We start from the raw sequence: 16,310 nt of genomic DNA, 5'->3' as shown, positions 1-16,310 counted from the left end.
AAGGTAGCCGCCATGAGCCCATCACTCTCTTCCCTGACCATCGTTTCCCCGCACCTGGACGATGCCGTGTTCAGCTGCGGCACGTTGCTCGAGCGGACACCCGGGGCCACGGTCGTCACCGTTTTCGCCGGAACGCCCCGGGACGCCCCGCTGACCGACTGGGATCGGCAATGCGGCTTCGCAAGCGCGCAAGCAGCCATGCAGGCGCGCCGGACCGAGGACGCCAAGGCGCTGGCGATGCTGGGCGCCAGCCCGGTATGGCTGGACCTGCTGGACGCGCAGTACGGCGGCGCCTATCGGCCGGAGGACATCGAGCAGCATCTCGCCCCCTGCCTGGACCGCCGGCGCGGCGGCATGGTGGCCGTGCCGCTGGGCCTGTTCCACTCCGATCATCAGGTGGTCCATGAGGCGTGCCTGCGCCTGCATGCGGGGCATCCGGAACTCGAGTGGCTGTGCTACGAGGACGCCTTGTACCGCCGACTGCCGGGCCTGCTGCAGGACCGCCTGGCCTCGCTGCTGCGATCGGGATGGCGGCTCACGCCGGTCATCGCGCCAACCTCCGCGTCAGGCGCCAAGGCGCGCGCCGTAAGGGCCTATGCGAGCCAGTTGCGCGCCTTCGGCGAAGGCGGCTACGAGGATACGGACCTGCCTGAACGACTCTGGAGGCTGGAGCGCCATGACATCGGCTGAACCCCGCGTCACCGTCGTGGTACTGACTCATGACAGGTGCGACGAAGTGCTGCGCACGGTCGGCGGACTGAGCGCACTGCCCGACAGGGTACGGCGGTGCGTGGTGGACAACGGCAGCCGGGACGGAAGCGCGGACGCGCTGCGCGCGGCCTTTCCCGGCGTGCACGTCATCGAGGCCGGCGGCAACCTGGGCGCCGCCGGGCGCAACCTGGGCGTACGGTGGGCCCGCACGCCCTACGTCGCGTTCTGCGACGACGACACCTGCTGGCAGCCTCATTCGCTGGACCTGGCCGCCGACATCCTGGACCGCCATCCGGACATCGCCGTGCTTTGCGCACAGGTACAGGTGGGTGACGACGGACGGCCCGATCCCGCATGCGAGCGCATGGCGCGCAGTCCGCTGCCGTCGCGCGGGATGCCGGGCAAGGCCCTGCTCGGCTTCCTGGCCGGTGCCGCCGTCATGCGGACCTGCGCCTTCCTCGAGACCGGGGGCTATCATCCCGCCTTCTTCATCGGGGCCGAGGAAGCGTTGATGGCCCTGGACTTCGCGGCGGCAGGCTGGCGCATGGTCTATTGCCCGCGCATCTTCACACGCCACTACCCATCTGCCCGGCGCGACGCTCCGCTGCGGCGGCAACTGCTGGCCCGCAACGAGATCTGGACGGCGTGGCTGCGCCTGCCCCTGGCCGAGGCAGGCCGTGAAACCCTGCGTATCCTGCGCGGCCTGCGGGGAACCGCCCGCCTTGGCGTTGCCTGGTCGGCGTTGCGGGGACTGCTGTGGATTCCCGGCCAGCGCCGGGTCGTTCCGCCGCAAGTCCTGGCCATGCGGCGGACGCTGGCGCACGATGCGCAGGCCGGCGCGGGCCCCGTGCCGCTGCCGGGCCGGCGCTCGGCCCCATCCTCGCGCGAACGCTGACGCTACCCGGATTCCCCGGGTATGCATATTGCTGTGGGCCGCGTTCCGGCGCGACCGCGCCGCCACGGGAGTCCGTCGTCCATGGCCCAGGACCCGAGCGCCAAGCCCCTCGTTCAACAACTCGCCCGCACGCTGGGGCCGCCCATATGGGCGGCGCGACGGCGGGTGCTCACGGCGCTTGCCCTGCTCATCCTGGCCAAGCTGGTCATGGTCGCGGTTCCCATGGTGCTCAAGAGCGTCGTGGACGAATTGAGCCAGCCCACCCATCCCCTGGTGCTGCCCGTCTTCCTGCTGCTGGCCTATGCGCTGCTGCGCTTCCTGGGCACCCTGTTCAACGAACTGCGAGACGTGGTGTTTTCGCCGGTGCTGCACCAGGTGGTGGCCGAGTTCAACGAGCGCACGTTCGCGCATCTGCACCGCCTGGGGCCGCGCTTCCACATCGCACGCCAGACAGGATCGCTGGCGCGCGACGTGGACCGCGGCTCGGCGGGAATCACGTTCCTGCTCGGCACCACGCTGTTCACCGTCGTGCCGACCCTGTTCGAGATCGGCGTGGTCGCGGTCGTCCTGTCCATCGGCTACGACATCTGGTTCACCGTCATCGTGGTGCTGGCGTTGCTGGGCTACGGCATCTTCACCTTCGCGCTGACCGAACGCCGGGCCGCGCTGCAGCGGGAGATGAACGTTGCGGATTCGGCCACCAGCGGACGCCTGGTCGATACCCTGCTGAACTACGAAACCGTCAAGTTCTACACCAACGAACGCTACGAGCTGGTGCGTTTTCGCAAGCTGCTGGAACGATGGCGCCAGGCGGGCGTGGCCAACCAGCACGCCCTGTCCGTGCTGCACGTCGGCCAGAGCGCCATCATCGCGATGGGCGTGGCCTCGGTCATGCTGCTGGCCGGCCGCGAGGTGGTCCTGGACCACATGACCGTGGGCAGCCTGGTTCTGGTGAATGCCTACATCATCCAGATCAGCCTGCCGCTCAATACGCTGGGCATGGTGTTCCGCCAGTCCAAGGACGCCATCATCAACGCGGAACGCCTGTTCGCGCTGCTGGACACGCCGCCCGAAGCGGACGAGGCGCGCCAGTTGCCGCCGCTGGATTTCAAGCGGGGCGAGGTACGGTTCGAATCGGTCGATTTCAGCTACGAGCCCGGCCGGCAGATACTCTGGAACGTGGACTTCCGGATCCCGCCCGGCGCGACGGTGGCCGTGGTGGGCGGCAGCGGCTCGGGGAAATCGACGCTGGCGCGACTGCTGTTCCGCTTCTACGAACCCGACACCGGCCGGATCACCATCGACGATCAGGACCTGGCCGGCGTCGACCAGAAGAGCCTGCGCGCCCATATCGGCATGGTGCCGCAGGACACCGCGCTGTTCAACGAGACCGTGGCCTACAACATCGCCTACGGACGGCCCGGCGCCTCGATGGCGGAAATCATCGAAGCGGCGCGGGCCGCGCGCATCCACGAGTTCATCAATGCCCTGCCCGCCCAGTACGACACGATGGTGGGCGAACGCGGCGTGAAGCTGTCCGGCGGCGAGCGCCAGCGCATCGCGATCGCCCGCGCGATCCTGAAGAATCCTCCCATTCTCATCTTCGACGAGGCGACCTCGGCGCTGGACACCATGGCCGAACGCGCCATCCAGACCGAGCTCGCGCAGCTCTCGCGCGACCGGACCACGCTCATCATCGCCCACCGGCTGTCCACCGTGGTCGATGCCGACGAGATCCTGGTGCTGGACCAGGGCCGCATCGTCGAGCGGGGTACGCACGAAGCCCTGCTGGCCGGCCAGGGCATGTATGCCCAGATGTGGAACCTGCAACTCAAACAGAGCGAGCTGGAACGCACCAGCCGCCAGCTCAGCAGGCAGCCCGTCAACATGGTGGCGCTGGTCGCCAGCGTGCTGGACGGCCTGCGTCCGCTGATCGAGGAACGCGCCATCGAGCTCTACACCTTCATGGGATCCCATCCCTATCGGGTCACCGGCGACCCCAGCACCTTGCAGCAAGTCGTGTCCGAGCTTTGCATGAACGCCATCGCCGTCAGCCCCCCTGGCGGCCGCATGGAACTGCGGCTGGATACGACGGACGGCAACGCGCAGTTGTCCATCACCGACGGGCGCGATGACGAGGCCATCGTCGCACTGGAGCACGGCGCCGCGCCGCCGCCCTTGCCGCCGGACGGCTCGGCGGTCTTCGACCCCATGCACATCCGGGCGGTGGTCGAGGGCCAGGGCGGCAAGCTCACGACGCACGCCGTCCGCACCGGCCGGGGCGAGACGCGGGTGCTCAGCCTGCCCCTGCGCGCAGTCGCCGAGGAAACGCCCCCCGCGCACGGCAAGGCGGGCGAGGTCTTGCTGGACGGCATCACAGTGATGGCGGTCGATGACCAGGCCGAGGTGCTGGATCAGATCGGCGCCGTGCTGGAGACCTACCGCGCGAAGGTCCTGCCCATGGACTCCGGCCGCGCCGCCCTGTCGTACCTGGAACGCACCCCTTCGGAACAATGGCCGGACGTACTGTTGTGCGACCTGTCGCTGGGCGACGAGGACGGCCACCAGGTCCTGCAGGAGATCCGGGCCCTCGAATCCCGGCGCTCGATCTCGCTGCCGGACCTCATGCCGGCCGTCGCGTTGACGGGGCGCACCCAACCCATGGACCGCATGCGCGCGCTGCTGGCGGGATTCCAGGTTCACCTGGCCAAGCCCGTGAACCCCGACGAACTGGCCGCCACGGTCGCCACGCTGGCGCGCGACCACGCCCGGCCCGCTCCCCCGCCCGGCCCGGCCGCCTGAGCTTGTCCGACATTCCCACGACAGAGGAGTATCCCCATGAACGGCAATCCCTTCCTGGCCTCGGCCCCCACGGTGTCCGCGCCGAGCTTCTACGCGGACAGGCAGGCCGCGGCGCAGGCCGTCCGCATGGCGATGCCGATGATCGAAGCCGCGATGCGCGATCCCCACGTCGGCGACAGCGGCTTTCTTTATCTCGTCATCATGGACCCGGCCAGTTGTCCCGATCGCGACCAGTTCGAAGAAGCCATCCTCTACGAGCACGCGGTGGGCGACCCGGAGCAGTGGGACGCCGACTATGCCGCCTTCGCGCGCGGCAAGGCCCGGATCAGCTGGCGCACGGGACTCGAAAGCCATCTCGTGCAGACCGCCTATCCGCACCTGTTGCAGAAGAACGACTCCACGCTGTGGGGCACCGCGTGCCTGGACGGCTACGTGGTCGCGTCCAGCGGCGTCAACCCTTGGTACGACGAAGCCTTCGCGATGACGGTCGCGGCCTGCCTGCGGGCGATCGTCAAGGGCCGCGCGCTGTCGGAGTCCCGAGGACTGGTCCTGTAGGCAAACCCGGCAAGAAGTTCACGCTTGTGTAGACCTTACTGGTGAAGCCGGGAGCCCCATGGGCACTGGAGCCGCTTCTCGGGCCGGGAACGGAAGATGCCATGGCTGCCCCTGTAGTTGTGCTGATCAACGAAAGGGACATCACCATGCGCACCATCGCCCTCGTCAGTGAACATGCTTCCCCGCTGGCTCCTCCCGGCAGCGTGGACAGCGGCGGCCAGAACATCTATGTCGCCCACCTGGCGCGCGAACTCGCGGCCCAGGGCAACCGGGTCGACGTATTCACCCGCCAGGACGATCCCTCGCTCCCCCGCACGCTGGCCTGGCAGCCCGGCGTGCGGGTCATCCATGTTCCCGCCGGACCGGCGCGCCCGATCCCCAAGGAAGCGCTGCTGCCATACATGGGGCACTTCTCGGAGTTCCTGCTTCACTACTTCCGCAACAACTGGCCAATCTACGACGTCGTCCACGCCAATTTCTTCATGTCCGGGCTGGCGGCCCTGCCGGTCACGCGGGAATTCGGCGTGCCGCTGGTCATGACCTTCCATGCGCTGGACCGCGTGCGCCGCAAGCATCAGGGCAGTGCCGACCAGTTTCCCGCGGAACGCTATGCCATCGAGCTCGAGCTCGTGCGCCGGGCCGAGAAGCTGATCGCCGAATGCCCGCAGGACCTGGAAGACCTGGTCGAGCACTATGCCGCCGACCCGGCGAAGATAGACATCATTCCCTGCGGCTTCGACGCCACCGAGCTCGCCCCCATGGACCGGACCGCCGCGCGCATGGCCCTGGGATGGGAGCCGGGACGGTTCACGCTGCTCCAGCTCGGCCGCATGGTGCCGCGCAAGGGCGTGGACAACGTCATCCGCGCACTTGCCATCCTGCGCCGCCGCCATGGCGTGGACGCCGTCCTGCGCGTGGTGGGAGGCGACGCGGTGCGGCCCGACGACCTGGCCACGCCCGAACTGGGACGGCTACGCGGCATCGCGGACGAGGAAGGCGTGAGCGAGGCGGTGCACTTCTGCGGAAGGTGCGACCGCGACCGCCTGTCGATGTTCTACGGAGCCTGCGACGTGTTCGTCACCACGCCCTGGTACGAGCCCTTCGGCATCACGCCGGTCGAGGCCATGGCCTGCGCGCGGCCGGTGGTGGGCGCCGCGGTGGGCGGCATACGGTCGACCGTCATCGATGGCAAGACCGGCTATCTCGTCCCGCCCCGCGACCCCGAGGCGCTGGCCGAACGCCTGGCCTTTCTGGCGCGGCACGAACAGACCGCCAGGCGATTGGGGCGCAATGGCCTGCGGCGCGCACAGAAGATGTTCACCTGGACCTTCGTTGCCCGCGACATGCTGCGCGCCTACGCCGGCCTGACCCAGGCGCCGACCGCGTCCCGCCGCATGCGGCGGGAACCCATGGCCGAGCCCGCGCTGGCCGCCAAATGACTTCAAGGAGAAATGCATGACATCCCGGACACCTACGAACATGGCGGGCAGGACGGTACTGGTGACAGGCGGCGGCCAGGGGCTGGGCGCGGCGATATGCCAGGAACTCGCCGCCGACGGAGCCCATGTGCTGATCGGCGACATCGACGAGGGCAAGGCCCATGCGATGGCCCGGCGCATCGGCGCGCACACCGACGCGATCGGTTTCGACGTGGGCAACGAAAGCGACGTGCGGGCGGCCATCGATCGCGCGATTTCGCGCTTCGGCCACCTGGATGCCGTGGTCAACAATGCCGCGATCGACCTGACCGTCCCCATAGACGAGCTGGGATTGGCGGACTGGGAGCGCATCCTGCGCACCAACCTGACCGGCCCCTTCCTGGTGTCCCGGCACGCGTGCGCCCACATGAAGGAACGCGGGCATGGCCATATCGTCAATATCGCCTCGACGGCGTCCAAGCGCGCCTGGCCCAACGCCGCCGTGTACCACGCCACCAAATGGGGCCTGCTGGGCCTGTCGCATGCGCTGCACGCCGAGCTTCGCCCCCAGGGCATCAAGGTCTCGGCGGTGGTCGCCGGCGGCATGCGCACGCCTTTCCTGCTGGACCGCTTTCCCGACATCGACGCGGGCACGCTCCAGGATCCGGCCAACGTGGCGCGCACCGTGCGCTTCGTCCTGCTGCAACCCGATGAAACCGTCATACCGGAGGTGATGGTACTGCCGATGCGAGAAACGTCATGGCCTTGAAACCGGCGGTATTCCTGGACAAGGACGGCACGCTGCTGGTGAACGACGCCTACAACGTCGATCCCGCGCGGATGCGGCTGGATGAAGGCGTGGAAGCGGGGCTGCGCCGCCTGGGAAGCACGGGCGCCCCGATGGTCGTCATCACCAACCAGCCGGGCGTCGCGCTGGGACTGTTCGAGGAAGAGGCGCTGATCGGCGTGCATCTCCAGCTCGCCCGCATGTTCGAGAACGCCCATGCGAGGCTGCACGGATTCTATTACTGCCCCCACCTGGCACGCGGGGTGCGCCGCCCCTACGCCCTGCCCTGCACCTGCCGCAAGCCCCAGCCCGGACTGCTGCGCCAGGCCGCGCGCGACCTGGACCTGGACCTGGAACGCTCCTGGTTCATCGGCGACATCCTGGACGACGTGGAGGCCGGCCGGCGCGCCGGCTGCCGCACCGTGCTGCTGAACAACGGCCACGAGACCGAATGGGTGCGCGGCCCGTTCCGCGAGCCCGACTACATCGTGGACGGATTCGAACAGGCCGCGGCCATCGTGGCGGTGGCGCTGCGCGCCAGGGAGGTGGCATGAACGCGGCCATTCATGGCGACGACGTCGCGCAGCGCCTGGACGAGGACACGGCCCGCGCGGACTGGGACCGGGCGGCGAACGTCCTGTGTGTCCGGCTGGACAACCTGGGCGACGTGCTGATGACCACACCGGCGGTACGTGCCCTGAAGGGCGCCACGGCCGGCCGGCGCATCACGCTGCTGTGCTCGCCGGCGGGCGCGCGCCTGGCCCCCTACCTGCCCAGCGTGGATGCGGCGATCGCCTACGACGCGCCCTGGGTGAAGAACCTGCGCACCGCCAACCCCGCCCCCGACCTGGCGATGATCGAACGATTGCGCGCCGGGAACTTCGATGCGGCGGTGATCTTCACGGTCTATAGCCAGAGCGCGCTGCCCGCGGCCCTGATGTGCAGGCTGGCCGGCATCCCTCGCATCCTGGCCCACGCGCGCGAGAACCCCTACCGGCTGGTCACGCAGTGGGTCAAGGACGACGCCCCCATGGACGGCGGGCGCCATGAAACCCGCCGGCAACTCGATCTGGTGGCATCGATCGGCGTGCGCCCGGCCGCCGAAGGACTGGAGTTCGCCGTGCGGCCGGCCGACCGCGAGACCATGCGGGGAAAGCTTGCCGCGCGCGGCATCGCCGACGTGGCCTCGTGCATCGTGGTCCATCCGGGCGCCAGCGCGCCCTCGCGGCGCTATCCGCCCGAGTTGTTCGCGCAGGTCGTCCGCGAATTGTCCGCCGCCGCTCCCGTCGTCTTGACCGGGGATGCCGGCGAACGGCCGCTGGCCGGGCACGTCAACGTCCTGGCGGGCGGACGCGCGACCGACATGTCGGGCGAGCTGGGCCTGGGGGAACTGGGCGCGCTATTGGCCGACGCGGCGGTACTGGTATCGAACAACAGCGGACCCGTGCACCTGGCCGCGGCCGTCGGCACGCCGGTGGCCGACCTGTATGCGCTGACCAATCCCCAGCACGCGCCCTGGGGGGTCGAGCATCGGCTGCTGAATCGCGACGTGCCGTGCAAGTACTGCTACCGCAGCGTCTGCCCGGAAGGCCATCACGCCTGCCTGACGGGCGTCGACCCCGCGGCCGTCGTCCAGGCAGCGCACGAACTGCTGGCGTGGCGGCGTCACTCCCCCGCCGCCACACAGGCCGCCTGAACACCTTTCAAGGAGTCCGTCCATGTACACACTGGGAATCAACGCGGTCTACCACGACTGTTCCGCCACGCTGGTCCGCGACGGCGTGGTGCTGGCGGCGGCGGAAGAGGAGCGGTTCTCCCGCGTCAAGCATGGCAAGCGCCCGCTGCCGTTCACGACATGGCAACTGCCCTTCCACGCCATCGACTACTGCCTGGCGCAGGCGGGCATCGACATCCACCAGGTCGACCACTTCGCCTACTCGTACGACCCGTCCCTGCTGCTGCAGGAGCAGGCCGCGGACGGCCACATCACCCTGCCGCTGGAGCCCTCGCGCAGCGGCAGCCCCACGGCCACGAGTTCTCCTTGGGACCCCCTGTTCCTGTCCTACGTGGTCAACGCGCCGCGGCAACTGGCCGACGGCGCCCCGCATCACCTGCAGGAACGCTTTCGCGGAGCCACGTCCGGCGACATCCAGCGCCGCTGGCACTTCGTCGAGCACCACCTGGCGCACGAGGCCAGCGCCTTCCTGGCCGCTCCCTTCGACGATACCGCGGTCCTGACGATGGACGGCCGGGGCGAGCGCGCAACCACCAGCTACGGGCACTACGTCGACGGCAGCTACCGCCGGATCAAGCAGATCGATCTTCCCCACTCGCTGGGCCTGCTCTACGAGGAAGTCACCCGCCATCTCGGATTCCTGCATTCTTCCGACGAATACAAGGTGATGGCGCTGGCTTCCTTCGGCCAACCGCGCCATGCGGATTTCTTCGAGGAGGTCATGCGCGTGGGCGACGATGGCGGCTATACGGTATCGCCGCTGTCGCTGGCGCAGCGCTTCGGTCCGGCGCGACTGCGCGGCGGCCCCCTGGAGCAGCACCACTACGATCTGGCCCGGTCGCTGCAGTTCGCGCTGGAACAGACGGTCGAGCGCATGGCACGGTGGCTGCATCGCGAGACGGGCTCGCCCAATCTCTGCATGGCCGGCGGCGTGGCGCTGAACTGCGTCATGAACGCGCGCCTGCGCGAACGCGGTCCCTTTCGCGAGGTCTGGGTGCAACCCGCCGCGGGTGATTCCGGCACGTCCCTGGGCGCCGCGCTATGGGTGGACAGCCAGCAGCGCCCGGGACAAGGCCGCAGCTGGACCATGGATCATGCCTTCCTCGGGCCGGCGTTCGACGATGACGAGATCGAGGCGTTCCTGCAACGCTCGAAGCTGCCCTACCGCAAGCCGGCGGACATCGCCGAGGCCACCGCGGAGCTGCTGGCCCAGGACAAGATCATAGGGTGGTTCCAGGGCCGCATGGAATTCGGTCCCCGGGCCCTGGGCGCCCGGTCCATCCTGGCCTCGCCCATCTCCCCGGACATGCAATCCCGGCTCAACGAGATCAAGGACCGCGAGGATTTCCGCCCGGTGGCGCCGGTCGTCATGGAAGAACGCGCGCGAGAATGGTTCGCCACGTCCCGCCCGGGCCCCATCGTCGCGCCCTTCATGCTGTTCGTCTTCGACCTGCTGGCGGACAAGGCCGACCGCATCCCGGCCGTGCGCCACACCGACGGAACCGCCCGGGTGCAGACGGTGCGGCGCGAACAGCATCCCGCGTACTACGACCTGATCGCGGCGTTCGAGCGGCGCACGGGGGTGCCCGTGCTGGTGAACACCTCCTTCAATACCCGCGGGGAACCGGTCGTGTGCTCGCCGCGCGATGCGATCGAATGCTTCTGGACTTCCCCGCTCGATGCCCTGGCCATCGGCTCCTTCCTGCTGGAGAAAGCGGCATGAACGGCATTTCGGACTTGTTGGTGTCGGTGGTCGTGCCGACGTATCGCCGGCCCGACATGCTGCAACGCTGCCTGCGGGCGCTGACGTGGCAGGACATCGATCCCCGCCGCTTCGAGATACTGGTGGTCGACGATGGGCCCGATCGCCACACCCGGCGCGTGGTGGAGACGCTCGCGCGGGAACACGCCCCACGTGGACTGACCGTGCGCTATCTCGAGGCGGAAGGCACGCAGGGGCCGTCGGGCGCGCGCAACCGGGGTTGGGAACAGGCGCGTGCGGCGGTCGTGGCCTTCACCGACGACGACACGATTCCCACCCCGTCCTGGCTGCGCCATGGCCTGGATGCGATGACGGACGGGGTCGATGCCGTGGTGGGCCGGATACGCGTACCGCTGCCGGACAGGCCGCGCGATCACGAACGAGATACGGGAGGACTGGAACGGGCGGAATTCGCCACGGCCAACTGCCTGGTGCGCAAGCGCGCGCTCGTCGCCGTCGGCGGCTTCGACGAACGGTTCACGCTGGCCTGGCGGGAGGACTCCGACCTGCAATTCATGTTGCTGGCGCGCGGGCATCGCATCGCCAGGGCCGAGGACGCCATCGTCCTGCATCCCGTCAGGCCCGCTCCCATCGGCATCAGCGTGGGCCAGCAGCGCAAGGTGTTCTTCGATGCCCTTCTCTACAAGAAACATCCGTCGCTCTACCGCTCCCGCATACGCCGCCGGCCGCCCTGGAATTACTTCGCCATCGTCGCCGGCGCACTGGCCACCGTCACGGGCGCGGCGGCCGGTCTCGCCTGGCTCGCGTGGGGCGGACTGGCGATCTGGTCGGCCCTGACGCTGCATTTCTGCATCGCGCGGCTGCGCGGCGCGTCGCTCGCGCCGTCGCACGTGATCGAGATGCTGGTCACGTCGGTGCTCATTCCCCCGCTTTCGCTATTCTGGAGATTGCGCGGGGCCTGGCATTTCAAGGCGAGGTTCCTATGACGCGCGTACCCGGCTCCCATCCGCTGTGGCAGCCCGAACCCGGCCGCATCGCCGTGTTCCGCGCGCTGCAACTGGGCGACATGCTGTGCACCGTGCCGGCGTTGCGGGCCTTGCGCGCGCGCTTTCCCCGGGCCCGCATCACCCTGATCGGCCTGGCCGGCGCAAAGGCGTTCCAGCAACGCTTCGCCAACTATGTCGATGAACTGGCCCCCTTTCCGGGAATGGAAGGAATGCCGGAACAGCCGTTCCGCGAGGAGGCGTTGCCTGCCTTCTTCGACTGGGCCCGGGCGCAGCGCTTCGACGTCGCCCTGCAATTGCACGGCAGCGGCCGCTTGACCAACGATATCGTTCGCCGCCTGGGAGCGGCGCGCATCGCCGGCTTCCAGCCCGGACAGGCGCGCGATTCCGAACGCGACGCCTGGTGGCTGGCCTGGCCCGACCACCTGCCCGAAGTCGAACGCTATCTGGCGCTGATGCGGTTCCTGGACATTCCCTGCCCCGACGCCACGCTGGAGTTCCCGTTGACGGACGAAGACCGCGATTCGGCCGCCATGCTGGCCGGGCAGGAAGGACTCAGGCCGGGCCGCACGGTGCTCGTCCACCCCGGCGCCCGCCTGTCGTCGCGCCGTTGGCCGGCCGAACGCTATGCCGCCGTGGCCTCCGCGATCGCCCGGACAGGCTTCGACGTGGCGTTGACGGGAACCGACGAAGAACGCCCCCTGACGCGCCAGGTGGCCCGGCTGGCCAGCGAGCCGCTGCGCGACCTGACCGGCCGCACGGGCCTGGGCACGCTGGCGGCGATGCTCGAACGCAGCCGCCTGCTGGTCTGCAACGATACCGGCGTCTCCCATGTGGCGGCGGCGATGCGCACGCCCAGCGTGGTGATCGCCAGCGGCAGCGACGTACATCGCTGGGCGCCGGCCGACCGCTCGCGGCACGTGGTGCTCTGGCACCACGTCGCCTGCCGGCCCTGCGCCTTCCCCGACTGTCCGATCGGCCACCCGTGCGCGCTCGGAGTCAAGGCCTCGGACGTGATCCTCCAGGCCGAACGCATGCTTTGCAAGGAGCCCACTCATGCCTGAAACCCTCGCGCGGCCACTGCGCATCCTGACCTGGCACGTACACGGCAACTATCTTTACTACCTGACACAGGTGCCGCACGAATTCCATGTCGTCATCCGCCCCGAGGGCGGCCCCGGCTACGCGCCGCTGGGCCCCGGACTGCCCTGGGGCCGCAACGTCCACGAGGTTTCCGCGGACAAGGTGCGCGACATGCGCTTCGACTGCGTGCTCTACCAGTCCAAGCAGGCCTACCTGGAGGACAGGGAGCAACTGCTGTCGGCCGCGCAGCGCCAGTTGCCCCAGATCTATCTGGAGCACGACCCGCCGCAGCTGCATCCGACCAACACGGTGCACTGGTTCCAGGAGCCGCGCGGAACCCTGGTGCACGTCACGCCGTTCAATGCCCTGATGTGGGATAGCGGCTGCACTCCCATGCGGGTGGTCGAGCATGGCGTGCGGCTTCCGCCCGACGTCGAGTACCAGGGCACGACGCCGCGCGGGATCGTCGTCGTGAACCACCTGAAACGGCGCGGCCGTCGCCTGGGGGCCGATGTCTTCGATGCCCTGCGTGCGCGCGTTCCGCTGGACCTGGCCGGCATGGATGCGCAGTCGCTGGGCGGCCTGGGCGAAGTGCCCAACCTGGAGCTGCCGGCGCTCATGGCCCGCTATCGGTTCTTCTTCAATCCCATACGCTATACCAGCCTGGGCCTGGCGGTGGTGGAAGCCATGATGGCCGGCGTTCCCGTCGTCGGCCTGGCCACCACGGAGATGAGCACGGTGATCGAGAACGGCGTCAACGGCTACGTGGACACGCGCCTGGACTGCCTGGCCGATGTCATGCACGAGCTGCTGGCCGATCCCGAACTGGCGCGCGCCTGGGGCCAGGAGGCGCGCCTGCGCGCCTTGCAGCGCTTCGGCATCGACCGCTTCGTGCGCGACTGGATGGACGTCTTCGCACAAGCGACCCGCACGGCCGCCGAGCACGTCGACCAACCCGAGGAGATGTCATCATGAACCCGCGCCTGCCACGCCGCGTCGTCGTCACCGGAGGCGCCGGCTTCCTGGGATCGCACCTGTGCACCCGCCTGATCGAGGCCGGGCACGAAGTCCTGTGCGTCGACAATTTCTATACCGGCACCAAGGCCAACATCGCGCACCTGATCGGCCACCCCTCGTTCGAGCTGCTGCGCCACGACATCACCTTCCCGCTCTACATCGAGGCCGACGAGATCTACAACCTCGCCTGCCCGGCCTCGCCGGTGCACTACCAGCACGACCCCGTGCAGACCACCAAGACTTGCGTGCACGGCTCCATCAACATGCTGGGCCTGGCCCGGAGGCTGAACGCCCGCATCCTGCAGGCGTCGACCAGCGAGGTGTACGGCGACCCCGACCGCCATCCCCAGCGCGAGGACTATTGGGGCCACGTCAACCCCAACGGGATACGCGCCTGCTACGACGAAGGCAAGCGATGCGCGGAGACACTGTTCGCCGATTACCAGCGCCAGTATGGACTGCAGGTCAAGATCGCCCGCATCTTCAATACCTACGGTCCCCGCATGCGGCCCGACGATGGACGCGTGGTATCCAATCTCATCATGCAGGCGCTTGCAGGCGAGCCCATGACCGTCTATGGCGACGGCGGGCAGACACGGTCATTCTGCTACGTGGACGACCTGATCGACGGCCTGGTGCGCCTGATGAACAGCCCCGATGATTTCCACGGGCCGGTCAATCTGGGCAACACCCACGAAACCACGGTGCTCGATATCGCGCGCACGATCCGCGGCCTGGCCGGCTCGGCTTCGGACATCGAACTGCGGCCGCTGCCCCAGGACGATCCGGTCAGGCGCTGCCCCGACATCGATCTCGCCCGCCGCATGCTGGGATGGGAGCCGGCTACGCCCCTGGAAGAAGGACTGCGCCGCACCCTGGACTATTTCCGGGAGCATTTCTTCCAGCATGCACCCGCTCCCGCCGCCAACGTTGTAACCAGCTTTGCTCATGCGGCCGCCAGTCCGCCCTAGGATCTACAATCTGCCGGCAGACATGCTGGCGCCCTGCCGTGCAGCGCTGTCCCACGCGTGGCCATATATGCCGGGAGGGGCTATGAGACTGGCCGACTTCATCGACGCGAACCTGGACCTGCTTCTAAGCGACTGGCGCGCGTTCGCCCGGCAACTGGACCTGCGGCGAACGGCCGTATCCGAGCACGCCTTGCAGACGTCGGCCCGGTCGCTGCTGCGGCAGCTTGCCGCGGACCTGCGGGCCCAGCCCCACGAGCCCTCCGCCGGACACCGGCCGTCCGGCGCCACCCGCCTGGCGCACGTCCATGCCCGCAACCGGCTGCGGGCCGGCTTTACCCTGACCGAGATGGTGTCGGAGTTCTGCGCGTTGCGTGCCAACATCCTGGAACGATGGGCGCGCGAAAACGGTGAAATGGACGCCCAAGCCCACGACGACCTGGTTCGCTTCAACCAGGCGCTGGACCAGGCGCTGAAGGAATCGATCTCCCGCTATTCAGCGGGCCTCGAGCGGGCGCGCGATCTGTTCGTCGGCATTCTCGCCCACGACTTGCGGACGCCGCTGGGCGCCATCGCCATGTCCGCGCAGGCGCTCATGCTCGCCGACGAACTGCCCGGCCGGTGCCGGGAAGCCGCCACGCGCATCGGACACAGCGGCTCGCGCATGCAGCGCATGATCGACGACCTGCTGGACTTTACCCGTACCCGCCTGGGCAGTCCGCTGCCGCTGGCGCTCTCGAACGCCAACCTGGAAGACATCTGCACGCGCGCCCTGGACGAGATCCGGGCCATCCATCCCGAGCAGACTTTTCTGCTGGAATGCCACGGACGGCTTGCCGGCCGCTGGGACGCCAATCGCCTCGCCCAGCTGCTGGCCAACCTGCTGGGCAACGCGGTCCAGCATGGCTACGCCGGCCGCCCGGTCGCGCTGCGGGTGCGCCGCGACGAGGGCTGCGTGATCGCCGAAGTCCATAACGAGGGAGCGCCGATCCCGCCTCACATGCGGCACCAGATCTTCGACCCGCTGATGCGAGGACAGCGTCCCGGCACCGAGCGACGCCGTACGGGGCTGGGGCTCGGCCTGTACATCGCCCGGCAGATCGCGGTGGCACACCGGGGCACGCTGACCGTCGCCTCGTCCGAATCGGGCACCACCTTCACCTTATGGCTGCCCGACGATCCGTCCCCGGACTGACACGGCGTTGCTCAGCTCCGGTTGTCCGTCTCCGGGGCGTCTGGCGTCTGGTTTCCCGGGTCGGCGGCGGTCTCCCGATCGACGCCCACCGGCAGTCCGATGCGCGAGGGCATGCTGTTCGGATCCACGGGATGATTGCCGATGGTGCGTTCGCGCCCGGCTTGCCCATCCCGCTCGCGCGGCGGGGTGCCGGCCTGTTCCTGCTGTTCGTGATCCGGCAGTTCGGTCAATTCGGCACCCGGATCTTCATTGCCGGTCTCGTCCACCGCGGCTTCGGGCAGGTTGGCGGGGGCGGAGGGGCCGCCGGGGCGATGCGCGGACGATGGGGGCTGGCCGCGCCTGGAGTCGATGGGCATGGTGGTCTCCTTGGAATCACTGCATCGATCAGCAATGCGCGTGCCCGCCGCCCGGACGCCC

General features: G+C 68.9%; 15 protein-coding genes. 14 read left to right on the top strand and 1 reads right to left on the bottom strand.

The annotated features are described in order from the left end of the window. Window positions 1-12: 12 nt before the first annotated feature. From CDO46_RS05480 to CDO46_RS05415, 14 genes are all read left to right on the top strand, one after another. Window positions 13-690: a PIG-L deacetylase family protein gene (locus CDO46_RS05480; RefSeq protein ID WP_165963021.1), complete on the top strand. Its 678-nt coding sequence runs from the start codon at window positions 13-15 to the stop codon at window positions 688-690. Continuing rightward, window positions 677-1,606 carry a glycosyltransferase family 2 protein gene (locus CDO46_RS05475; protein ID WP_087837556.1) on the top strand — a complete coding sequence of 310 codons (930 nt, stop codon included), beginning with the start codon at window positions 677-679 and terminating at the stop codon, window positions 1,604-1,606. The genes CDO46_RS05480 and CDO46_RS05475 overlap by 14 nt, the downstream gene beginning before the upstream one ends. An 81-nt stretch (window positions 1,607-1,687) precedes the next feature. Continuing rightward, window positions 1,688-4,408, top strand: coding sequence for an ATP-binding cassette domain-containing protein (locus CDO46_RS05470; protein ID WP_087837555.1), 2,721 nt, complete (start codon window positions 1,688-1,690; stop codon window positions 4,406-4,408). Window positions 4,409-4,444: 36 nt separating this feature from the next. Then, window positions 4,445-4,963, top strand: coding sequence for a hypothetical protein (locus CDO46_RS05465; RefSeq protein WP_087837554.1), 519 nt, complete (start codon window positions 4,445-4,447; stop codon window positions 4,961-4,963). Window positions 4,964-5,109: 146 nt separating this feature from the next. Beyond that, window positions 5,110-6,402, top strand: coding sequence for a glycosyltransferase (locus CDO46_RS05460; RefSeq protein WP_087837660.1), 1,293 nt, complete (start codon window positions 5,110-5,112; stop codon window positions 6,400-6,402). Between the two features lie 16 nt (window positions 6,403-6,418). Further along, window positions 6,419-7,150, top strand: coding sequence for an SDR family oxidoreductase (locus CDO46_RS05455; protein ID WP_087837553.1), 732 nt, complete (start codon window positions 6,419-6,421; stop codon window positions 7,148-7,150). Beyond that, a complete protein-coding gene (locus CDO46_RS05450; RefSeq protein WP_087837552.1) occupies window positions 7,141-7,722 on the top strand; it encodes an HAD-IIIA family hydrolase in 582 nt (193 codons plus the stop codon). Before CDO46_RS05455 ends, CDO46_RS05450 begins: the two co-directional genes overlap by 10 nt. Further along, entirely contained in the window at window positions 7,719-8,864 is a 1,146-nt protein-coding gene (locus tag CDO46_RS05445) for a glycosyltransferase family 9 protein (protein WP_087837551.1), read from the top strand. The genes CDO46_RS05450 and CDO46_RS05445 overlap by 4 nt, the downstream gene beginning before the upstream one ends. Window positions 8,865-8,886: 22 nt before the next feature. Then, entirely contained in the window at window positions 8,887-10,626 is a 1,740-nt protein-coding gene (locus CDO46_RS05440; RefSeq protein ID WP_087837550.1) for a carbamoyltransferase C-terminal domain-containing protein, read from the top strand. Then, window positions 10,623-11,612 carry a glycosyltransferase family 2 protein gene (locus CDO46_RS05435; RefSeq protein ID WP_254914556.1) on the top strand — a complete coding sequence of 330 codons (990 nt, stop codon included), beginning with the start codon at window positions 10,623-10,625 and terminating at the stop codon, window positions 11,610-11,612. The genes CDO46_RS05440 and CDO46_RS05435 overlap by 4 nt, the downstream gene beginning before the upstream one ends. Next, window positions 11,609-12,694 carry a glycosyltransferase family 9 protein gene (locus tag CDO46_RS05430; protein ID WP_087837548.1) on the top strand — a complete coding sequence of 362 codons (1,086 nt, stop codon included), beginning with the start codon at window positions 11,609-11,611 and terminating at the stop codon, window positions 12,692-12,694. Before CDO46_RS05435 ends, CDO46_RS05430 begins: the two co-directional genes overlap by 4 nt. Continuing rightward, a complete protein-coding gene (locus CDO46_RS05425) occupies window positions 12,687-13,688 on the top strand; it encodes a glycosyltransferase family 4 protein (RefSeq protein ID WP_087837547.1) in 1,002 nt (333 codons plus the stop codon). The genes CDO46_RS05430 and CDO46_RS05425 overlap by 8 nt, the downstream gene beginning before the upstream one ends. Next, window positions 13,685-14,701 carry a UDP-glucuronic acid decarboxylase family protein gene (locus tag CDO46_RS05420; protein WP_087837546.1) on the top strand — a complete coding sequence of 339 codons (1,017 nt, stop codon included), beginning with the start codon at window positions 13,685-13,687 and terminating at the stop codon, window positions 14,699-14,701. The genes CDO46_RS05425 and CDO46_RS05420 overlap by 4 nt, the downstream gene beginning before the upstream one ends. A gap of 82 nt (window positions 14,702-14,783) precedes the next feature. Then, window positions 14,784-15,893: a sensor histidine kinase gene (locus CDO46_RS05415; protein WP_176400663.1), complete on the top strand. Its 1,110-nt coding sequence runs from the start codon at window positions 14,784-14,786 to the stop codon at window positions 15,891-15,893. Window positions 15,894-15,904: 11 nt separating this feature from the next. Here the strand turns inward: CDO46_RS05415 and CDO46_RS05410 are convergent, their stop codons facing one another. Beyond that, window positions 15,905-16,249 (bottom strand): hypothetical protein, encoded by a 345-nt coding sequence (locus CDO46_RS05410; RefSeq protein WP_087837544.1) that lies wholly within the window; start codon window positions 16,247-16,249, stop codon window positions 15,905-15,907. Window positions 16,250-16,310 lie beyond the last annotated feature (61 nt).

The sequence above is a fragment of the Pigmentiphaga sp. NML030171 genome (genome assembly GCF_002188635.1).
Lineage (GTDB): Bacteria > Pseudomonadota > Gammaproteobacteria > Burkholderiales > Burkholderiaceae_B > Pigmentiphaga > Pigmentiphaga daeguensis.
The sequence above is the reverse complement of the archived record's forward strand: the minus strand, read 5'-3'. Positions and strand labels throughout refer to the sequence as shown.